Genomic DNA, 20,354 nt, shown 5'->3' on the forward strand with positions numbered 1-20,354 from the left:
CACCCCCGGCGGATGTGACACCAGTGAGTCAGATCACTCAGGGCTCGGCGTCGGCGTAGTCGCCGCAGGGACCGCCTCCGATGGCTTCGGGCAGGACCGCCGTACGCCGGTCCGGCCGGACCAGCGGGTTGTAGAAGGCAGCGATCTCCCTGCTTTCCTCCGGGATGTAGTGGAAGATCAGTGCGCGCCGGAAGCGGTCCGCGCTCGAGTTCGGGCGGGAGCCGTGGACGACGCTGCCGTGGAAGAACAGCACGTCACCGGCCCTCATCTTCGTCTGCACCTTCCGCAGACCTTCCGGGATCGGGACCTCCGCGTTGGTGAACGACTCCGCCAGGTCGGCCGGCTCGGGACAGACCAACTCGGTCTTGTGCGAACCGGGGACCACCGCGAGCCCGCCGTTGTCCGCGTCCACGTCGTCGATCGCGATCCAGGCCGCCAGGCAGGTCTCCGGATCGGCCCGCAGGAACGTGTTGTCCTGGTGCATCGCCTGGCCGCGCGCACCCGGCGGCTTGAAGTAGAACATCGACTGGGCGCCAAGCGCGGGCCCGATCAGAGTGGTCACGACATCGAGGATCCGGCTGTCCAGCATCAGCTCCAGCGAGATCTTGCCGGCTTCGGCATCCGGTCGCCGGTGCGGATGCACGAACCGCGGATACCGCGCCAGCGGATCGTCGTCCGGTACGCCGTCGTCGATCGCGAGCGAGTGGTCGGCGGCAACCTGCTCCATGAACACGGTCCTGATCCGCTCGACCTCGGCGGTGGTGAGCACCTGCGGGACCTGGACGATCCCCTCGTCGCGATAGATCTCGGCCAGTACATCGGTCATGCATCCAGGATCGGCTGCGACGGGCAGCCGGGACGATAGCCTATCGAGCTGTGAACCTTCGAGATCCTGCTATCCGGGATTCGCCGACCCCTGTCGTCCGGCGACTGCTCACCGGTGAGTTCGACGAAGATTCCGACTACGCGACCTTCCGCAGGCGTGGCACGACAGACTGGCTGTTGGTGCACACGCTGGACGGCCGGGGCCGCTTCGGCGCGCCGACCGGCGACGTGGCGGCCGACCCTGGCACGGTGACTCTCGTCCGCCCGGGCACACTGCACGACTACGGCACCGTGGGGGAGCGGTGGCACTTCCTCTACGCCCACCTCAACCCGAAACCCGACTGGCTCCCACTGCTGGACTGGCCGGAAGTTGCCCCGGGCATCGTTCAGCTCCGCCCCGCCGGGCCGACCGCCGACCGGATCGCGGACCACCTGCGTGACGCCGTCCGGCACCAGAGCAGCGTCCTTCCACAGGCCGAACAGCTGAGCGCCAACTCGCTCGAGGCCGCCCTGCTGTGGTGCGACACCCAGAACCCGAGGGCGGTGCAGATCGACGACCGTCTCCTGCGCGCCATCGAGCTGATCGACCAGGATCTGACCGCGAACCTCGACGTACCCCGGCTGGCCCGTGCGGCGAATCTCTCGGTGTCCCGCTTCGCGCACCTGTTCCGCGCGCAACTCGGCGTCAGCCCGCAGCAGTTCGTCGAACACCGCCGCCTCGACGCGGCCCGCAACCTCCTCGAGCTGACCAGCCGCTCAGTTGCCTCGGTGGCCGCGCAGGTCGGCTATCTCGATCCCCTGTACTTCTCCACCCGCTTCCGCCACCACACCGGCAGCAGCCCCACGACGTACCGTCAGCGCGACGACAGGTAGGTGAGGACTGCCATCACTCGGCGGTTGTCGTCCTCCGAGGGTGGGAGGTCGAGCTTGGAGAAGATGTTGTTCGTGTGCTTGCTGACGGCCTTCTCGGTGACGAAGAGGGCGCCGGCGATGGCGGCGTTCGAGCGGCCCTCCGCCATCAGGCCGAGCACCTCGGCCTCGCGTGGCGTCAGCCGGCCGATCGGTTCGTCGCGCGTGTTGCGGGCCAGCAGCTGCCCGATCACGTCCGGGTCCATCGCGGTCCCGCCGGCGGCCACCCGTCGTACCGAATCGAGGAACTCGGCCACGTTCGAGACCCGGTCCTTGAGCAGGTAGCCGACCGCGCCTCCGCCGCCGGTCAACAGCTCCCGCGCGTACAGCTGCTCGACGTACTGCGACAGGACCAGGATCGGCAAGCCGGGGACCTGGCGGCGGGCCTCGATCGCGGCCTTCAGGCCCTCGTCGGTGAAGGTCGGTGGGAGTCGTACGTCGACAACGGCCACATCCGGCCGGTGCTCCACCAGGGCGGGCACCAGCCGGGGACCGTTGTCGACTGCCTCGACGACCTCGAAATCGTGCGCCTCCAGCAGGCGGATCAGGCCGTCCCGGAGGAGGGCGTGGTCTTCAGCGATGAGGACTCGCAAGGCAGCTCCATGATCACGGTGGTCGGCCCGGCGCTCGGGCTCACCACGGTCAACGTACCGTCGAAGGCGGCCAGCCGCCGTTCGATACCGTACAGACCGCCTCCGGGCCGGATCACCGCACCTCCGACGCCGTCGTCACCGACGATCATGTGCAGCTTCTCGTCCTCATGCGTGATCTGGATCCAGGCCGTCGTCGCGGCCGAGTACTTGACCGCGTTCGCGAGGCATTCGGCCACCGCGAAGTACGCCGCCGACTCGACCGGCGCGGCCGGCCGGCCGGGGACGTCGAAGGTGACGTCCACCTTGAACGGGCAGGACATGGCGAGTGCCTTGACCGCGCCGTCCAGGCCGCGGTCGGCCAGCACCGGCGGGTGGATCCCGCGGACCAGGTCGCGCAGCTCGGACAGCGCCGTACTGGCGGATTCCCGGGCCTCGGTGAGCAGCGCCGCCGCCTGGGCCGGGTCGCGGGCGACCATCTCCTCGGCCATGCCCAGGTTCATGCTGAGCGCGGCCAACCGGGCCTGGGCGCCGTCGTGCAGGTCCCGCTCGATCCGGCGCAGCTCGGCCGCCTGGGTGTCGACGGTCTCGGCCCGGGACTCGGCCAGCTCGCGGACCCGAAGGGCCAGCTTGGCGCTCTCGGTCGGGCCGAGCAGGGAACGGGCCATGAACGCGTTCGCCTTCAGCAGCCGCTCGCCGGCGGCGTACCAGATCATGAAGGCGACCAGGGCGGCCGGCGTCACCAGGAAGCTGGTCCAGAAGTTGACCGTGACCAGGCCGCCGAACGGCTCGGTGAAGACGCCCTCGGGGGTGACGCCGACGAGCAGCGGGTAGACCAGGTAGAACAGCGACGCCAGGAACAGAACGGCGCTGAGCAGACACAGAGTGAAACCGATCACCGCGTTCACCAGCAGCCAGATGATGTCGCGCCAGGTGGCCGGGTCGGTCAGCGTGGTCCGCAGCCACATCAGGATTCCGGGCATCGAGGGCTTCTTGTACGGGCGGGGGATGCGCTCACCGAGGAAGCCCGCCAGCATCGTGCGGTGGCAGTTCGCGAACCACCGCGTGGCCGGCACGAACGCAAGTAGCAGCGGGATCCCGACCCAGACCGCGATCAGCGGCACGGCCACCACGTTGAGCACGAACAACGCGATCCCGAGCTCGGCCAGGATCGACAGGGCCAGCGCGATCCACGGCTGGGCGATCTTGGGGTACCGCATCGGCGGTGCCTGGGTGGCGATGGTGGTCATGCACCCATCATGACTGAGCGTGCGGGCCCGCTCAGGGGTGTTAGGTCCACTTCCGCGCTGGCGCTGCCTCCCCCGGGCATCCGGGTCGTAGCACTCGTGTGCTCGGCCGTTAGGGCGATGAGGCTTGATGACGTACGCTGGCCGCGGCTGTACGCCTAGGCCTCCCCCCGCTTCTGAGACGAGGACCTAATGGCTCAGCCAACCGCGTTGTCCCCTGCTACCCGCGGCAGTGAATTCTCCCCGCTGCTCCGCGAGATCAAGTCGGCCGGCCTGCTCGAACGCCGGACCGCGGCGTACGCGATGGCGATCGGGATCAACGTGGTGCTGATGGGCCTGATCTGGGCGGGAGCCGCATTTCTCGGTAGCACCTGGTGGGTGCTGCTGCTCGCGATTCCGCTGGGCATCGTGACCACCCGGGCGGCGTTCTTCGGGCACGACGCCGGGCATCAGCAGATCGCCGGATCCCGCCGGCTGCACGACTGGATCGGCCTCGTGCACGGCAACCTGCTGCTCGGGATGAGCTACGGCTGGTGGAACGACAAGCACAACCGGCACCACGCGAATCCCAACCACACCGACAAGGACCCCGATGTCGGCGAGGGCGTACTGGTCTGGACGCTCGAGCAGGCCGAGGGCCGCACCGGCCTGCACGGCTGGCTGTCCCGCAACCAGGCGCTGATCTTCTTCCCGCTGCTGACCCTGGAGGGCTTCAACCTCAAGGTCTCCAGCATCCGCTTCCTGCTCGGCCGCCCGCGCCGCGAGGCCCGGCTGGAGCTCGGCCTGATGGCCGCGCACCTGGTGCTGTACTTCGGCGCGCTGTTCCTGATCATGTCGCCCGGCCAGGCGGTGCTGTTCGCGCTGATCCACCACATGGTGTTCGGTCTGCACCTCGGCAGCGTGTTCGCGCCGAACCACAAGGGCATGGAGATGCCTGACGGCGACACCCAGTGGGGCCACCTGGAGAAGCAGGTACTGACGTCCCGCAATGTCAACGGCGGTCTGGTGACCGACTGGATGATGGGCGGCCTGAACTACCAGATCGAGCACCACCTGTTCCCGAGCATGCCGCGCGCCAACCTCCGCTTCGCCCAGCCGATCGTGCGGGAGTACTGCGAACGCATCGGGATGCCGTACGTGAGCACGGGCCTGATCGATTCGTACCGGATGGGGTTGCGCCATCTGCACGAAGTGGGCCGCGAACTCCGCGAACAGCACGCCTGACCCGCGGGATTTCCCTGTCCTGCAAGAAAATCCGTCACGAGGGGGAGCGACCCAGTCGCAGATCGGTTACGGTCACTGGTCTCGGGGCCGCCCACCTTGTGAGGAGACCTTGTATGACCGAATCGTCCGGTTTGAGTCGTCGCGGCCTGCTCGGCGCCGTCGCCGGAGTCACCGCCGCCACGGCTCTTCCCGCCGCCCCCGCCTGGGCTGCGGACGACCAGCGACCCGGTGCGGTGAACCGCCCGACGCTGGACAAGTACGACCGTCAGATCGTGTCCGGCCTGTCCTCGGAGCGTGCGCTGCGCCACCTGCAGGTGTTGTCCGAACACATCGGCCCGCGGATCGGCGGGACCACGAGCGAGAAGCGCGCGGCCGACTACATCGCGGGCCAACTCGACGACTTCGGCTACCAGACCCGGCTCGAGCCGTTCCCGGTCGCCGACAAGTTCACCGCCCAGGTCTTCGATGTCCGGGGCATCCTGCCTGATGACCTGAGCTGGCAGGCCGGTGCAGCGCCCGGCGGCAAGTTGGACGTCACGGTCGAAGGACCGGTCCGCGACGTCGGCGCCGCGACGGCTCCGGTCTGGCCGGCCGACGTTGCGGGGTCGATCGTGATCGCGGATGACACCACGGCCGCGCGTCCGGCTCTCGTTGCGGAGGCGGCGGCACGCGGAGCAGTGGGTGTCATCCTGCTGCCCGCCGACCAGGTGTTCCCGCGTCGCGCGTCGGCGTTCTCACCGAGCGGTCTGACCGACGCGCCGATCCCGGTGCTCGGGGTGGCTCAGGTGCAGAAGCGGCTGATCCGGGAAGCACTCGCGGTGGTGAACTCGCTGCCGCTGCGGATCAGTACGACCTCCCATCGTGGCTTGGTGTCGAACAACGTGATCGGTGAACGCCGTGGTCGCGGCGGCGCGAACTCGCCGATCGTGATGGTCTGCGGTCACTACGACTCCGTGATCGGTGCGCCGGGAGCCAACGACGACGGCTCCGGGACCGTGCTCACGATGGAGCTGGCCAAGGTGTTCAGCCGGATCTCCACCAACGCGACGCTGCGGTTCGCGCTGTGGGGGTCGGAGGAGCAAGGGCTGATCGGGTCGCGGTACCACGTCGCGCAGCTGGCGCAGGATCAGCGCGACCGGCATCGGGCGGTGTTCCAGAACGACATGGTCGCGACCAGTTGGGACCCGGCGATCACCTACTGGCTGCTGTCCTTCACCGGCCTGGCGAACACCGCGACGGACGCGGTCCGGGCGGCCGGTCAGCGGCTCGGGTACGACCCGCAGCTGGTCGGGCCGGTGCAACGTGGTGCGTCCGACCACCAGTCGTTCCAGGAGGTCGGGATCGCGGCCGCGAACTTCTCCTGGCGTGGTGAGATCTCACCGGCGTTCCTCGAGCCGCCGTACCACTCGCCCGAGGACACCATCGCGAAGAACGTCAGCCTCGAGCGTCTCCAGGTCTCGATGGAGCTGATCGGCTGCGCGGCGTACGCCGTCGCCCGGAGCTGAGCCTGCCTGGGCCGGGGTGACGTGGCTCATACGGATAGCCTTGCAGGGCTATGTCACCCCGGAACAGGAAACCGTCGAAGTGGCAGCGGCCCGTCAGCGACCGGCCGTTGCTCGGTGGCAGCCAGCTCCGGGAGGAGCGCGCCGACGGCGGGTGGATCGTCCGCCGGGTGTCCGGTTCCGCGTCCGGGAAGTCCTACCGCTGCCCGGGGTGCGACCAGCAGATCGCGCCCGGCACGCCGCACGTCGTGGTGTGGCCGGAGAACCCCAGCCTGCTCGCCGCGATCGGCGGCGCCCAGTCCCTCGACGAACGCCGCCACTGGCACACCGCCTGCTGGCAGCGCCATCGCTGAAAGGCTCCTGCATGAAACTTCCGGTTGCGTCGTACGGCGACTCCGGTACGCCGGTCGTGGTCATGCACGGACTGTTCGGGTCCGGCCGGAACTGGATGACCGCGGCTCGGCGCCTCGCGAGTGCGCACCGGGTGTTCGCGTTCGACCTGCGCAACCACGGCACCTCGCCGCACACCGACACGATGAGCTACCCGGAGATGGCCGACGACGTCCGGGAGACGATCGAGTCCCTCGGGGCCGGGCCGGTCGCGCTGGTCGGGCACTCGATGGGTGGCAAGACCGCGATGCTCACCGCGCTGCGGTTCCCCCAGGTCGTCGAGCGCCTGGTCGTGGTCGACGCCGCGCCGGTCGCCTATCCGCCGGCCTTCGTCGAGTACGCCCAGGCGATGCGCAACGCCGATCTCTCGTCCGTCCAGCGCCGGGCTGACGTCGACGCCCAGTTGGTGGACGCCGTACCGACTCCTGGGACCCGCGCGTTCCTGCTGCAGAACCTGATCCTCGACGACGCCGGTGCCCGCTGGCGGCCGAACCTCCCAGTGATCGAGGTGGCGCTGCCGGCCATCTCCGGCTGGCCGTCCGACGTCGAGGGCCTGCACTACGACGGCCCGACGCTGTTCATCTACGGCGGCAAGTCGGAGTACGCCCAGCACGACCACCGCGCGACGATCGCGTCGTACTTCCCCCAGGTCCAGTACGCCGAGGTTCCCGAGGCCGGTCACTGGGTCCATGCCGAGCGCCTGGACGACTTCCTAGCGGCGCTGACACCCTTCCTGCCCTGAGGAGTCCGCTTGCTCGGTAGTGTTCAGGCAAACGATTGTCCGTAATCTATTGACCTTCACCTGAAGGCATCGGTAAGTTTTCCACCCAGTTCCTGCATGATCCACGATCTGGGTTGGTGGTTGGCGATGGCGGTCCGGACCGGCGCGGAGCGTCTGGCCGGGGAACCGGGGCTGGTGGACGACGGCCGCCTCGGATTGATCACGAATTTCACCGGCGTACTGCCGGATCTGCGACCGACCTCGGTCGCGCTGCTGGAGGCCGGTCTTCCCCTGACCGCGCTCTTCGGTCCCGAGCACGGCCTGCGCGGTACGGCGCAAGCCGGCGAGAGCGAGGCGGAAGGCGTCGACCCGGACACCGGGCTGCCCGTCTTCGACACCTACCGCCGGCACGGTCGTTCCTTGGACGATCTCTTCTCCGGCGTCGACGTGCTCCTGTTCGACATCCAGGACATCGGCACCCGGTTCTACACCTACATCTGGACGATGTACGACTGCCTGAAGGCGGCCGAACGCCTGGGGACGCCGTTCGTCGTCCTCGACCGGCCGAACCCGCTCGGCGGCGTGCAGGTGGAGGGCCCGGCGCTCCAGCCGGGCTTCGAGAGCTTCGTCGGCCGCGCCCCGATCCCGCTCCGGCACGGCCTGACCGTCGGCGAGCTGGCCCGTCAGTTGGGTCAGGCAACAGTCATCACGATGGACGGCTGGAGCCGCGACTTGTGGGGGACCGGGATGACCTGGGTGCCGCCGTCGCCGAACATGCCGACCCTCGACACCGCCCTCGTCTACCCCGGCACCGGGCTCTTCGAGGGCACCAACCTCAGCGAGGGCCGCGGCACCACGCGGCCGTTCGAGACCATCGGCGCGCCCTTCGTCGACGCCCGGTTCGTCCCGGCGTTGCGCGAGTGCGAGCTGCCGGGCGTCGTGTTCCGCCGTACCTGGTTCGAACCGGTCTTCAGCAAGTACGCCGGTCAGGCGGTGCCTGGGGTCCAGTTGCATGTCGTGGACCGGGCGGCGTACCAGCCGGTGCGGACCGCGCTGGTCATGCTCCGGGTCTTGAACGAGCTCTACCCCACCGACTTCGGTCTGCTGCCCTCGCTCGACAAGCTCTGGGGCTCCGACTCGCTGCGCAAGTCGCTCGAGGCGGGAGAGGACCCGGTAGCCCTGTTGCCCTCGACAACTCTGAGCTGGGCGCGGCCGGATGCGCTGCTCTACGAAGGGACGACCTGATGATCGCTCGTTGGAAGTCGGTGACGGCCTGATGATCCGCGCGCTCGAAGTCGGTGACGGCCTGATGATCGCTCGTTGGAAGTCGGTGACGGCCTGATGATCCGCTCGTTCGAAGTCGGTGACGGTCCGGCGCTCGCCTCTGTGTGGACCGCCGCGGCGCCGGCAGACCCGATCGGCTACCCGCGGTTCCTCGACCAGTTCCTGCTGGACCGCAACTTCGACCCGGCCGGCCTCAAGGTTGCCGTGCACAACGACCAGGTGGTCGGCGCGGCCTACGCCGTACGGCGGCTGATCGCGGCGGCAGGTGACAACCTCGAACCGGCGAGCGGATGGATCCCGTTCTTCTTCGTGCACCCGGACCATCGGGGCCGGGGTCTCGGCCGGGAGCTGCTGACGGCGGCCATGGACTGGCTGCGCGACCAGGGGCGGTCGGAGGTCTTCTTCTCGTCGTACACCCCGAACTACTTCCTGCCCGGCCTCGACGTGTCCCGCTATCCAGCCGCTCAGCGGCTGACCGCGGCGCTCGGGTTCGAGCGGCAGTACGACGCGGTGGCGATGGACCGGAGCCTGGTCGGGTACGAGATCCCCGCCGAGGTCCGCGACCGGATCAACATGTTGATCAATGATGGATACACGTTCGGAACGCCGACCGGTGATGAGTTGACCACATTGATCAACATTGCCGGGGTTGATTTCAATCCGGACTGGGCGCGAGCGATCCGTGAGGCCGTGGTGGCGGGCATGCCGCTGGACCGGATCGTGGTCGCGCGCGATCCCGGTCGCGGGATCCTCGGCTGGGCGATGCACGGCACCTACGAAGGTGTGATCGATCGCTTCGGGCCGTTCGGCGTACTCCCGGACAGCCGTGGCACCGGGCTCGGCAAGGTGCTCCTGCATCTGACGCTGGAGCGGATGGCCGGCCTCGGCGCGCACAGCGCGTGGTTCCTGTGGACCGGCGAGAAGTCCGCGGCCGGGCAGCTCTATCTGAAGACCGGCTTCACCATCACCCGCACGTTCACCATTCTCCGGGCTTGTCTGGTCCGGTCCGACGGGAAGGACTGATATGCGTATCAGAAAGGGCATCCCGGCCCTGATCGCGGCACTCGGACTCATGGCCACCGGCGCTGCCTGCGGCGGCGGGGACGGATCGGGCGGTGGTGGCGGCAAGGTGCAGCTCACGCTGCTCAGCCACTACGCATCGGATCCGGCCAAGAGTGGGCTGGACAAGATGATCGCACAGTGGAACAAGGAGAATCCGGACATCCAGGTGAAGTCCGAGGTGGTCAAGTTCGACGACCTCCTGACCACGCTCACGGTCCGGCAGACCGGCGGCCGCGGTGCGGACATCGTCAGCGCCTACGGGCTGTGGGGCGGCCAGTTGGAGAAGGCGAACGTGGTGGCGAAGGTGCCCGACGAGATCGCCCAGAAGATCAAGGCGAGCTACAGCCCGGCTGCCCTCGGCGCGGTCACGACCGGGGACACGCTTCTGGGGTACCCGACCGAGTTCAACACGTACGCGCTGTTCTACAACAAGAAGGTCCTCGCCGCGGCCGGCGTCAGCAAGCCGCCGGCGACCTGGGCCGAGCTCGAGGACGTGGCGAAGAAGGTCGTCAAGCGCGATGCCAACGGCAACGTCCAGGTCGAGGGTCTCAGCCTGATCCAGGACGGCGACAACAAGTCGGCGCACCCGTTCCTGTCCCTGCTCGACTCGGCCGGCGGAACGTTCCTCGGCAAGGACGGCTCACCGCAGTTCAACGACGACGCCGGCAAGTCCGCACTGCAGCTCGAGGCGGACCTGGCCGCGGCGAAGGCGACCAACCCGTCGATCTCGCCGACCAAGCAGTTCCGCAGCGGTGGCGTCGCGATGGCGATCCAGGCCGGCTGGTGGCTGGGCAGCCTGAAGACCCAGATGAAGGACAAGTACTCCGACGTCGGCGTCGCCCCGATCCCGGGACCGACCGCGGGCAGCAAAGGATCACTCGCCTACGGCTTCTTCATGGGCGTGAACCAGCGCAGCAAGCACTCCGACGAGGCGTGGAAGTTCCTCAGCTGGCTGAACGAGCACCAGACCGAGGGCGGCGTCACCGAGATGGGCAAGTGGCTGGCCGACCAGGGTCTGATCCCGCCGCGCGCCGCGGACGCCGCGACGTACCAGAAGACTCTGACCGACCCGAACTTCAAGCCGATCTACGCGGCGGCGGAGTACGCGCTGCCGGAGCCGAACCAGGCGGGTGCCTACGAGGCGAAGACCGCTTTGCACAATGCGATCATGACCGTGCTTGCCAATGGCAAGAGTCCTGACGAGGCGCTGGCGCAGGCGGCCAAGGCAGTCAAGCCGCAATGACAACCGCTGTTCAGGTCCGCGCGGCCCCGGTGACCGTGGCCAAGCGACCTGCCCTGCATCGCGAGGGACGGGCGGCGTACCTGTTCCTCGCGCCGTCGCTGCTGTTCTTCTGTGTGTTCCTGATCCTGCCGTTCATCTTCGCCGTCGTGCTCGCGTTCTCCGACTGGGGCGGGTTCGACCTCGGCACGATCAAGTTCGCCGGGATCAAGAACTTCTCCGACGTGCTGAGCTTCGACGGCACGTTCGTGAAGCCGATCCTGGTGAACACGCTGCTATTCGCCTTCGGGTCCGTGGTGATGGCCACGGTCGGCTCGGTGCTGGTTGCCTACTGCATCGACCGGCTCAGCTTCCAGGGGTTCTGGCGCGTGCTGTACTTCCTGCCGGTCGTTGCGACGGTGGTGGCCATCGGCAATGTGTGGAAGATGATGTACCAGCCGGCCGGTCTGATCAACGGCATCCTGAACAAGTTCGGCGTCAACAGCATCGGCTTCCTGTCAGACGCGTCGTACGCGTTGCCGTCGGTGACGGTCGTCCACGCCTGGGCCTCGATCGGGGGCGCCGTACTGATCCTCACCGCGGGGCTGAAGGCGATCCCGGGCATGTACTACGAGGCCGCCGAGGTGGACGGGGCCAACAGTTGGCACATGTTCTGGCAGATCACGCTGCCGTTGCTGCGGCCCTCACTGTTGTTCGTGTTGATCACACAGTTCATTGCCGGCCTGCAGTCGTTCGCATTGATCATTGTCATGACGGGTGATGGTGGACCGGTCAATGCGACCAACGTGGCGGCGTTCGAGATGTACCAGCAGGCGTTCAAGTTCGGCGCCTGGGGGACGGCGAGCGCGATGGCGATGGTGCTGTTCGTGGTGATCTTCGTGATCACGCTGGTGCAGCTGTGGATCGCCCGGCGGCGCGGGGAGGAGACGTCATGAGGCGCCGGCGGTTCCCGTGGTTCTCGTACCTGGTGGTGATCCTGGGCGGCGTCGCGATGGTGATGCCGTTCCTCGACATGCTGATGAGCTCGTTCAAGGGTGCGGGGGAGTACGGCGTGATCCCGTACCAGTTCCTGCCCAAATCCTTCGGGCTGGAGAACTACCAAGCGGCGTTCGACCAGCTCGAGCTCGGGCGGCTGTTCCGCAACAGCGTGATCGTCACGGTCAGCGTGACCGTGAGCGTCCTGGTCACGTCGTCGATGGCGGGCTACGCACTGGCCAAGTTGCGATTCCGCGGCCGCGCGGTGATCTTCCGGTTCATCCTGGCCACGATGATGCTGCCGCCGTTCCTGCTGCTGATCCCGACGTTCCTGATCATGCTGAACTGGCCGTTGGCCGGCGGCAACGACCTCCTCGGTCGCGGCGGTGACGGCGGTCTGACCACCAGCCTGATCGCGCTGATTTTGCCGTTCACGGTGAGCGGGTTCGGCATCTTCCTGATGCGCCAGTTCATGGTGTCGCTGCCGGACGAGATGCTCGAGGCGGCCAAGATCGACGGGGCGAACCAGTGGCAGACCTGGCGCCTGATCGTGCTGCCGCAGACCAAGCCGGTCGCGATCACGCTCGGCCTGATCACGTTCATCGGCCAGTGGAACGAGTACATCTGGACGCTGTTGATCTCGTCGTCCGACCCGTCCCTGCAGACCCTCCCGGTCGGGATCCAGTTGCTGCAGAGCTTCCTCGACCCCGACCGCACGATGCCGATCGTGATGGCCGGCCTGGTGCTCAGCACCCTGCCGGTGCTCGTCGTGTTCCTGCTGTTCCAGAAGTACTACGTGCGAGGCGTCGTACTGAGTGGCCTGAAGTGAGGAGACCCTTGTGACCAAAACAGTGCTCGCCGTCGGGGCGCACATCGGCGACATGGACCTGACCGCCGGTCCGACCCTGGCGAAGCTGGTCCTGGAGGGCGCGAGCGCCACCATCGTCGCGCTCACCCCGGGGGAGCGCGGACACCCGCGGATGACCCCGTCGGAGTACAAGAAGCAGAAGATCGCCGAGGGCGAGGCCTTCGCCGCCGCGATCGGCGCCGACTTCCTGGTCCTCGACCACAGCGACGGCTTCCTCCCCGACTCCGACGACGTCGCGCTCGAACTCGCCACGATCATCCGCGACAGGCAGCCAGACACGCTCATCGCGCACTGGAAGCACAGCATCCACCGCGACCACGAACATGCGTCGAGCCTGGCCGAACGGGCCCGGTTCCTGGCCGGCCTCCCGTCGGACCAGGAGCTCGACGGCATGGAAGGCGCCGTGGGCAAGCTCGCCGCGCTCCCGCGGCACGGCGTCCGCTCGGTCCTGCACGCAGAGAACTGGGAGGACATGGAGGGCTTCCAGCCGTCGATGTACGTCCCCATCCCCGACGAGGCCTTCTACCTCTGGGTCTCCGCCATCCGCCATCAGGCCTTCGCCCGCGGCGAAACCTACGGCTTCCGCTACATCGACTACTACACCGCGCTCATGACCACCCGAGGCTGCCTGGCCGGCTACCCCCGAGCCTGCGCCTTCCACACCAATCCCACTCCGGAGATCACCAAACTCGCCGGCCCGTAGACGTCACTCGTAGCGGAGGGCCTCGGCGGCGGGGATGCGGGTGGCGAGGCGGGCGGGGAGGCTGGTGGCGAGGACGACCAGGAGGATGGTTCCGATCGGGACGAGGGCGAGTGACCACCAGGAGGCGATCACCCGGTCCTCGCTGCTTCCGCCGGCGATTCCGTACACGGTGATGTAGAGCGCGATGCCCACCGGGATCGACACGATGACCGCGACGACGGCGAGCGCGACGTGGGCGCTGATCAGGCTCGACGCGATCTGCCGGGGTGTCAGGCCGACGGACTTCAGTACGCCGTACTCGCGGACGCGCTCGCGCACCGAGAGGAGGGCGACCGCGATCAGCGTCGTGACGGTAATCAGGAGGAGCACGGCGTCGAGGGTGTAGACGAGGACGGGCAGCTCACGCGGTACGTCGCTGACCTCGCCGGCGGCGCGGGCGTCGAGGTTCGCCTGCATCGAGAGCGCGAAGACCACGGCCGCGCCGGTGACGACGATCGCACCGGCCAGTCGCGTGGCTCGGTGTCGCCTGGTGACAAGGTCCTTGAGACCGAGCGACAACACGACCGGAAGGGTCGCCCGGCCGATCAGGCGCCCGAGGCGTGATCGCGACGCCGGTGCCGCCGAACCGGACTGGATCGCCTGCAGGACACTGAACCCGGTGCCACGGCGGGCCGACGAGGCGGCGCTGCCGATCAGCACGATCAGCACAGGGCAGGCGGCGACGAGGAGATGCCACGGGTTCATCGCGATCGTTGGCGACGCCACCATTGTCGCGACACTCGACGCGGCCAGCCGTGGCGCAAGCAGTACCCCGATCGCGAAGCCGAGCACCACCGCGACCAGCCCGAGTACGGCGGACTCGAGCGCGAACACCACGGTGATCTGGCGCGGAGTGACGCCGACAGCCTTTAGTAGTCCGATCTCGCGGTGCTGCGCGCCGGCGCGAGCCGTAACCAGGATCGCCACCACCGCAAAGACCACGGCGAGCAAGACGATGGTGTACGTCGTCAGCACGAGCCGAGTGGGCGCTGCCTCTTGCAATGCACTGTCGCGCTGGTCCTGCCACGTTTCGAAGGCGGCGGTGCTCGGCGGCACAGCTCCAGCAGCCCGTACGGCGAAGTCCGATGCGGCAGCCGGATCGGCCAGACGGACGGCCTCGGTCCAGCGCCAACGACCGGTGTCCGGCTGGATCCGCTCCAGCGTGGCGCGTGACACCCAGGCCAGCCCGGGATTCCGGCGGGGATAGCGCGGCTGGCTGGGCGACACCGCAGTACCGACGACGGTCAGCGCTACCGGGTCACCGGTCGTTGCCAGGCGCAACGTCGTACCGACGGTGAGACCGAGGGCGTCGGCGAAGCTGCGCTCGAGCACGATCCCATCAGCGGGTCGGCCTGCACCGTCGATCGGGATTGCTGTGTTCACGTGTGGCGCGGACGCCTGGCCGGCGAGTTGCAATCGGTCGGTTGTGCCAAGCACGGCGGCGTTGGCGTTCGGGATGGGCTCGTCTCGTTCGGCGACGCCGGGGAGGCTCGCGATCTTGTCCGCATCCGCCTCCGAGGCGACGTTCGCGAGGACGTGGGCGCCGTTGGCCTCGGCGAAGGTCCGCTGCCACGGATCGCGGACAGTCGACCCGACCTCGAGCGCGAGCACGATGGTCGCGGCCGCGGCGGTGCAGAGCAGAATCGTCAGCGCGCTCGCGAGGAGCCGGGAGCGGAGTCCCGCGAATGCGAGCCTGACCAGGGTGAGTGTCATACCGGTCCACCGGCGTCGAAGGGGAGCGTGACCGGTCGGGCCGATTGCAGCTCGGTGTCGTCGTTCACCAGCCCGTCGCGAAGGGTGATGACCCGATCCGCGGCGGCGGCGACGCGGGTGTCATGGGTCACCAGCAGCAGGGTCTGGCCCCGGTCGCGGGCGGCGCGGAGCAGGGCAAGCACCTCGCGGGACGAGACCGAGTCGAGGTTCCCGGTCGGCTCGTCGCCGAGCAGGATGTCCGGAGTGTTCGCCAAGGCACGGGCGAGGGCGACCCGCTGTTGCTCTCCGCCGGACAGCTGGGACGGCGCGGCGTCGTACTTGTCGTCGAGACCGAGGTCGTCCAGCAGTCTGCTCGCGGTGTCTCGGGCTTCCTTCCGATGCCGTCCGACCAGCAGCAGGGGCAGCTCGACGTTCTCGATGGCGGACAGGGTGGGCATGAGGTTGAAGAACTGGAACACGAACCCGACCTTCTGCCGGCGCATCCGCGCCAGCGCGGTCTCGCTCAACTGGTCGATCCGCTCGCCGCCGAGCCAGACCTCCCCGGCGGTCACGCGATCGAGCCCTGCCATCAGGTTGAGCAGCGTGGACTTCCCGCACCCACTCGGCCCCACGATCGCGACGAACTCGCCGCTGCTGATCGTGAGGTCGATACCGCGGACGGCCAGGACCTGCGTGCCCCCGGTGTCGTACGTCTTCGCGAGCCTTCGTGTCTCGAGTACCGCTGTCATGCTGACTCCCGTTGCATCGGCAGTCTCTGCTCGATCAGGTCGAGCCACTCCAGGTCGGCCTTCAGGTGCAGGATCGCGCCCTCGGCCAGCAGCTCGGCCGCGGGCCGGGGCCCGTCGGACGCCACCATCGCGTCGAGGTCGCGCAGGGACTGCAGGTACTCGCGCCGCTGCCCGGCGATCAGCGCCTTCGGCTCGGCCAGACCCGCGGACGCCAGAATCACCAGCTTCATGAAGAACTCGTCCTTCAGCCGTGTGCCCGGCACCGGCGTCTCGATCCATCCCGTCAGCGCCGCCCGCCCGGCCGCGGTGAGCTCGTACACGCGCTTGCGCCGGTTGTCGCCCTCGATGCTCTGCCCGACCACCAGCCCGTCCCGCTCGAGCCGCGCCAGCGTCGAGTAGATCTGCCCGGCGTTCAGCGCGGGCAGCAGCTCCCCGAACTCCTGCTCGAGGGCTTGCTTGATCTCGTACCCGTACCGGCTCTCGTCAGCCAGCAACGCAAGAAACAACGACCGCATAGATAGCAAGAATATATACCCGCTACCTATCTGTCCAGACCCTGCTCGTGGGAGTGCGGATGTGCTGAAGTTCGGTCGCGAACTGGCCGCTGACGTCGCCCGGAGCTACCGGTTGTGGTGCTCACGGCCACCAGGGGCAGACCCCCGGACAGCACCGAGCAAGTCACCACGGTCCTGGACGAACTGGTTGCCACAGTCAACGGTCGCCACACCGTCGTCCCCGACTCCGGCCACTACATTCACCTCGACCGCCCGGACCTCGTCATACAGGCGGTCAGAGACGTAACCTCCGGCGCTTAGGAATCGTCGGCCTTGCGGACCCAGACTTCTCGGATGATGAGGAGGATCGCGGCGGCGGAGGGAATGGCCAGGAGGGCGCCCACTACGCCTAGGAGGGCGCCGCCGATGAGGGCGGCGATGACGGTGACGGCGCCGGGGATGTCGACGGCTCGGCGCATGATGCGCGGGGCGATGACGTAGTTCTCGATCTGCTGGTAGATGATCCCGTACGCGAGACAGGCGACGCCGGTCCACAGGCTGTCGGTGAAGCCGATCAGGGAGACGAGGACGACGCCGATCAGGCCGCCGACCATCGGGATGAACGCGGTGAACATGACCACGATCGCCAGCGCCACGGCGTACTCGCGCAGACCGACGATCTCCAGGAACACGAACATGCAGAAGCCCGCGCAGAGGGCGACCGTGAACTGGCCGCTGACGTAGCCGCCGACCCGGGCCAGCACCTCGTCGCCGAGGATCGAGACGCGAGTACGCCGGGTCCGCGGGACCAGGCTGTACGCCGCGCGCTTGACCGACGGGAGCGAGGCGAGGAAGTACAGCGTCAGGATCAGGATCGTGAACGTGTTGAACAGCGCGTTCGCGACCACCTTGCCCACACCGAGGATGCCGCCGAACGCGCGCTGCGCCAGGGCCGGGTCCTGGATGTAGTCCTTGGCCTTCTGGACGTAGTGGTAGCGGTTGTCGAGTTCGTCCAGCGTCTTCGACTTCTGCACCAGGTCGAGCCACTGGGGTGCGTTCCTGATCAGGCTGTCGATCTGGTCGGTGACCACCGGCACGATCGCGAACCCGACGCCGGCGACCGCGAGGATCATCAGCAGGAACACGACGGCGACGGACAGGCCGCGCTTCAGGCCTCGGCGCATGAACCACTCGACCAGCGGGTTCAGGCCGACGGCGATGAACATCGAGACCAGCAGCAGGATCAGGACCGAGCTGGCCCGGCCGGCCGCGTTCCACAAACCCCAGGCGACCAGTACGCCGAGTGCCGCGAAGAACCCGAACATGAACGGGCTCGAGCGCCGCAACGGCGGACCGGGCAGGCCCATGCCGACGTCGGGGTGCCGCTCCTCGATCAGCAGTTCGTTGGCGAGATCGTCGTCCGCCTTGTCCGCCGGAGCCTTGGCATCCTCCGCCGACTCCTCAGCCTCTCCAGCCGCCTCACCCGCCTTGTCGGCGGACTCGTCGGCTTTGTCGGCTGACTCATCGGCTTTGTCGGCTGACTCGTCGGCCTTGTCCGCAGACTCATCGGCTTTGTCAGCTGACTCGCCTGCTGCGTCGGCTGATCCGTTCGCCTGCTCGGCGGACTTTGCTGCCACGTCGGCGGAGTGGTCGGCTTTGTCCGCGGCCTGTTCTGCTTCGGCGGCGGCCTCCTGCGCTTCGCGGGTTGCCTCGGCGAGGTCCCGGTCGGGGGTTGTGGTGGAGGTGTCGTCGCCGGCTGGCGTCACGTCGTCTTGTCCTTCGGGGATCGCGAGCCCGTCTTGGCCTCGTCGGTCTTCTTCTCGTCGGCCGAGCCGTTCGGCCGGGCCTGCGTCTGAGTCTGAGTCTCCTCCGACACCAGGTCATCCAGCCTGAACTCGTCGATCTTCGTCGAGTCCGCCGGCTCGTCGTCGTCCGCCTTCGAATCGTCGGCCTTCGAATCGGTCGCCTTGGAATCGGCGTCTGTCGAGTCGGAACCCTTCGAGTCGGACCCCTTCGAGCCAGCAGGCTTCGAATCGGCAGCCTTGGAGTCGGCAGCCTTCGAGTCGTCGTCGGCCGACGCCGTGGACGCCTTGGACGACGCAGACCGGGAGGACGCGCGAGAGGTCGACGCGCCAGAGGTCGACGCAGCCGAGGTGGACGCGGCAGGAGTGGTTGACGCGGACGTGGACGACGTGGGGGAGTCGGACTCGTCGGCCGGGCCGCCGGCGGTCTTGCTCACCAGGTCGTCGGTGTCCTTCGGGTCGACCCGCAGGGCGGTGTCGATGCGCGTCTCGTCGACCCGTGCGTCACCCGCACCCAGCCCGACGAACGGGCTCGCCCCGGTGAACGGTCCCTCTACACTCTCGTCGTACGACGCCTCACCCGACGCCGGCGCAGACGTCGCGAACGGGCTGTCACCCTTGGGCGCGAACGGGCTCTCGCTCTTCGGCGCAAACGGGGCGTCGTCCTTCGCAGCAAACGGGCTGTCGTCCTTCGCAGCGAAGGGGCTCTCGTCCTTCGCAGCCGGGCCGGCAGTCGACGGGGCGTCGAACGGGCTCGGGGCGGGTGCCTCCGGCGGTGCCGCGAACGGGCTGGGCGCCGGGGCGTTCTGCGCCCCGGACAGCGGGTTGCTCGACGACCCGCCCAGCGGGTTGCTGGACGGCCCGCTCAGCGGGTTCGGCGACTCCGTCTGCTCGCGGTTGAAGGGGCTGACGTACGTCGGGGCCGCGGTCTCGGAGTCGAGTTCGGCGGCCTGGCGGGCGATGTTGCTGGCGATCTCGTTCAGACCCGCGATCTGGGTCAGGATGCCGTCGCGGCGCTTCGCGAGCCGCTCGGTCTCCCGGGCGACGATCGTGCGCGACCGCTCCGCCTCGTCCGCGGCGTTCGCGAGCTCCGACTCGGAGCGGGTCCGGGCGGTGGTCAGCAACTGCTCGGCCTCGCGCCGCGCCCGGGTGATGGTCCGCTCGGCCGACTCCTCGGCCTCGGCGCGGATCTTGCGGGCCTGCTCGGTCGCCTCCGCCACGCGGCGCTCGGAGGCCTCGGCGGCCTCGCGCATCTGGGTGGTGAGGTTCTCGGTGTCGGCCGCGATCTGCTGGTGCTTGTCGGCGAGCTCCTTGGCCTGCTGCTCACGCTCGTCGGCGAGCCTGGCCCGCAGCGCGGCGGACTCGCGCTGGATCGCCGTCCGGATCTTCTCCGCCTCGTGCAGGGCACCGTTCTTCAGCGTGCTGGCCTGCGACTCGGCGGTCAGCTGCAGCTGCTCGGCCTTGCGGCGCGCGGCCTGCAGGACCTCGGAGCCCTCGGTCTCCGCGGTACGACGCAGCTCGGTGGCATCGCCCTCGGCGGTCCGGCGCAGGCTGTCGGCCTCGTTCAGCGCGACCGAGCGGATGTCCTCGGCCTCGCGGTCACCGGTCGCCCGGGCCGCGGTGGCCTCCTTGGCTGCCGTGCTGCGCAGCTCCTCGGCCTCGCGGCGGGCTTCCTCGAGCGCCTCGGACGCCTGGTCCTGGGCGAGCCGGAGGATCTGCGCGGCCCGGTCGCCGAGTCCGGCGTACGACGGGTTGGCGCTGGCGTCGAGCTGACGCCGGGTCTCCTCCAGCTGCCGCTGCATCGGCGCGACACTGCCCTGGAGCTCATCGGCTCTGTTACGGGCCTCGACGAGTTGCATCTCCAGCGCGCGGACATAGTCGTCCACGGCCTGCTTGTCGTACCCACGTCGACTGACCGGGAAGCCCCCGGCCGCTGTCGCCGTACGGTCGAAAAATGGCAGGCTCGACTCGTCAGGCATTCCCGAGATTCCCTTCTGGCGGCTCACTGAATCCCCCACCTTAAGCCTGTCAGAACTCG

Annotated in this window: 19 protein-coding genes; 11 read left to right on the forward strand and 8 right to left on the reverse strand. The window is 68.4% G+C overall.

Annotation, left to right across the window (positions count from 1 at the left end; genetic code table 11):
- Window positions 1-37: 37 nt before the first annotated feature.
- Window positions 38-826, reverse strand: coding sequence for a phytanoyl-CoA dioxygenase family protein (locus ACIBG5_RS24970; RefSeq protein WP_396393876.1), 789 nt, complete (start codon window positions 824-826; stop codon window positions 38-40).
- Between the two features lie 50 nt (window positions 827-876).
- Between ACIBG5_RS24970 and ACIBG5_RS24975 the strand changes: the two genes are divergently transcribed.
- Entirely contained in the window at window positions 877-1,698 is an 822-nt protein-coding gene (locus ACIBG5_RS24975; RefSeq protein WP_396393877.1) for a helix-turn-helix domain-containing protein, read from the forward strand.
- On the opposite strand, the gene ACIBG5_RS24980 is transcribed toward ACIBG5_RS24975, so the two are convergent.
- On the reverse strand, window positions 1,680-2,327 hold the full coding sequence (locus ACIBG5_RS24980; protein WP_131355762.1) for a response regulator transcription factor: 648 nt from the start codon (window positions 2,325-2,327) through the stop codon (window positions 1,680-1,682). The two genes, ACIBG5_RS24975 and ACIBG5_RS24980, sit on opposite strands and share 19 nt — an antisense overlap.
- Complete coding sequence (locus tag ACIBG5_RS24985) at window positions 2,279-3,574, reverse strand: sensor histidine kinase (protein ID WP_396393878.1); 1,296 nt, start codon at window positions 3,572-3,574, stop codon at window positions 2,279-2,281. The genes ACIBG5_RS24980 and ACIBG5_RS24985 overlap by 49 nt, the downstream gene beginning before the upstream one ends.
- A 189-nt stretch (window positions 3,575-3,763) precedes the next feature.
- Here ACIBG5_RS24985 and ACIBG5_RS24990 point away from each other — a divergent pair, with 189 nt between their 5' ends.
- From ACIBG5_RS24990 to ACIBG5_RS25035, 10 genes are all read left to right on the forward strand, one after another.
- The gene (locus tag ACIBG5_RS24990; protein ID WP_396393879.1) at window positions 3,764-4,795 is read left to right on the forward strand and encodes a fatty acid desaturase family protein; all 1,032 of its coding nucleotides are present in this window, start codon (window positions 3,764-3,766) and stop codon (window positions 4,793-4,795) included.
- A gap of 113 nt (window positions 4,796-4,908) precedes the next feature.
- The gene (locus ACIBG5_RS24995) at window positions 4,909-6,300 is read left to right on the forward strand and encodes a M28 family metallopeptidase (protein ID WP_396393880.1); all 1,392 of its coding nucleotides are present in this window, start codon (window positions 4,909-4,911) and stop codon (window positions 6,298-6,300) included.
- 50 nt (window positions 6,301-6,350) lie between these two features.
- Window positions 6,351-6,650: a hypothetical protein gene (locus ACIBG5_RS25000; RefSeq protein ID WP_360440391.1), complete on the forward strand. Its 300-nt coding sequence runs from the start codon at window positions 6,351-6,353 to the stop codon at window positions 6,648-6,650.
- A gap of 11 nt (window positions 6,651-6,661) precedes the next feature.
- Window positions 6,662-7,429 carry an alpha/beta fold hydrolase gene (locus ACIBG5_RS25005; protein WP_396393881.1) on the forward strand — a complete coding sequence of 256 codons (768 nt, stop codon included), beginning with the start codon at window positions 6,662-6,664 and terminating at the stop codon, window positions 7,427-7,429.
- A 96-nt stretch (window positions 7,430-7,525) separates the two neighbouring features.
- Window positions 7,526-8,653, forward strand: coding sequence for an exo-beta-N-acetylmuramidase NamZ domain-containing protein (locus ACIBG5_RS25010; protein WP_396393882.1), 1,128 nt, complete (start codon window positions 7,526-7,528; stop codon window positions 8,651-8,653).
- Between the two features lie 75 nt (window positions 8,654-8,728).
- Entirely contained in the window at window positions 8,729-9,715 is a 987-nt protein-coding gene (locus ACIBG5_RS25015) for a GNAT family N-acetyltransferase (protein ID WP_396393883.1), read from the forward strand.
- A gap of 1 nt (window position 9,716) precedes the next feature.
- A complete protein-coding gene (locus ACIBG5_RS25020) occupies window positions 9,717-10,997 on the forward strand; it encodes an extracellular solute-binding protein (RefSeq protein ID WP_396393884.1) in 1,281 nt (426 codons plus the stop codon).
- Entirely contained in the window at window positions 10,994-11,929 is a 936-nt protein-coding gene (locus tag ACIBG5_RS25025; RefSeq protein WP_396393885.1) for a carbohydrate ABC transporter permease, read from the forward strand. Before ACIBG5_RS25020 ends, ACIBG5_RS25025 begins: the two co-directional genes overlap by 4 nt.
- Window positions 11,926-12,798 carry a carbohydrate ABC transporter permease gene (locus tag ACIBG5_RS25030; RefSeq protein ID WP_396393886.1) on the forward strand — a complete coding sequence of 291 codons (873 nt, stop codon included), beginning with the start codon at window positions 11,926-11,928 and terminating at the stop codon, window positions 12,796-12,798. Before ACIBG5_RS25025 ends, ACIBG5_RS25030 begins: the two co-directional genes overlap by 4 nt.
- A gap of 10 nt (window positions 12,799-12,808) precedes the next feature.
- On the forward strand, window positions 12,809-13,540 hold the full coding sequence (locus ACIBG5_RS25035) for a PIG-L deacetylase family protein (RefSeq protein ID WP_396393887.1): 732 nt from the start codon (window positions 12,809-12,811) through the stop codon (window positions 13,538-13,540).
- A gap of 3 nt (window positions 13,541-13,543) precedes the next feature.
- Here ACIBG5_RS25035 and ACIBG5_RS25040 read toward each other — a convergent pair whose 3' ends face one another.
- The 5 genes from ACIBG5_RS25040 to ACIBG5_RS25060 all read right to left on the reverse strand — a co-directional run bounded on the left by ACIBG5_RS25040 (window position 13,544) and on the right by ACIBG5_RS25060 (window position 20,322).
- Window positions 13,544-15,292, reverse strand: coding sequence for an ABC transporter permease (locus ACIBG5_RS25040; RefSeq protein ID WP_396393888.1), 1,749 nt, complete (start codon window positions 15,290-15,292; stop codon window positions 13,544-13,546).
- Window positions 15,289-16,020 (reverse strand): ABC transporter ATP-binding protein, encoded by a 732-nt coding sequence (locus ACIBG5_RS25045; protein WP_396393889.1) that lies wholly within the window; start codon window positions 16,018-16,020, stop codon window positions 15,289-15,291. The genes ACIBG5_RS25040 and ACIBG5_RS25045 overlap by 4 nt, the downstream gene beginning before the upstream one ends.
- Window positions 16,017-16,535 carry a helix-turn-helix transcriptional regulator gene (locus ACIBG5_RS25050; RefSeq protein WP_396393890.1) on the reverse strand — a complete coding sequence of 173 codons (519 nt, stop codon included), beginning with the start codon at window positions 16,533-16,535 and terminating at the stop codon, window positions 16,017-16,019. Before ACIBG5_RS25050 ends, ACIBG5_RS25045 begins: the two co-directional genes overlap by 4 nt.
- A 296-nt stretch (window positions 16,536-16,831) precedes the next feature.
- Complete coding sequence (locus tag ACIBG5_RS25055) at window positions 16,832-18,280, reverse strand: AI-2E family transporter (RefSeq protein ID WP_396393891.1); 1,449 nt, start codon at window positions 18,278-18,280, stop codon at window positions 16,832-16,834.
- Window positions 18,277-20,322 carry a transposase gene (locus ACIBG5_RS25060; protein ID WP_396393892.1) on the reverse strand — a complete coding sequence of 682 codons (2,046 nt, stop codon included), beginning with the start codon at window positions 20,320-20,322 and terminating at the stop codon, window positions 18,277-18,279. Before ACIBG5_RS25060 ends, ACIBG5_RS25055 begins: the two co-directional genes overlap by 4 nt.
- Window positions 20,323-20,354 lie beyond the last annotated feature (32 nt).

This window comes from Kribbella sp. NPDC050241 (genome assembly GCF_044459685.1).
Lineage (GTDB): Bacteria > Actinomycetota > Actinomycetes > Propionibacteriales > Kribbellaceae > Kribbella.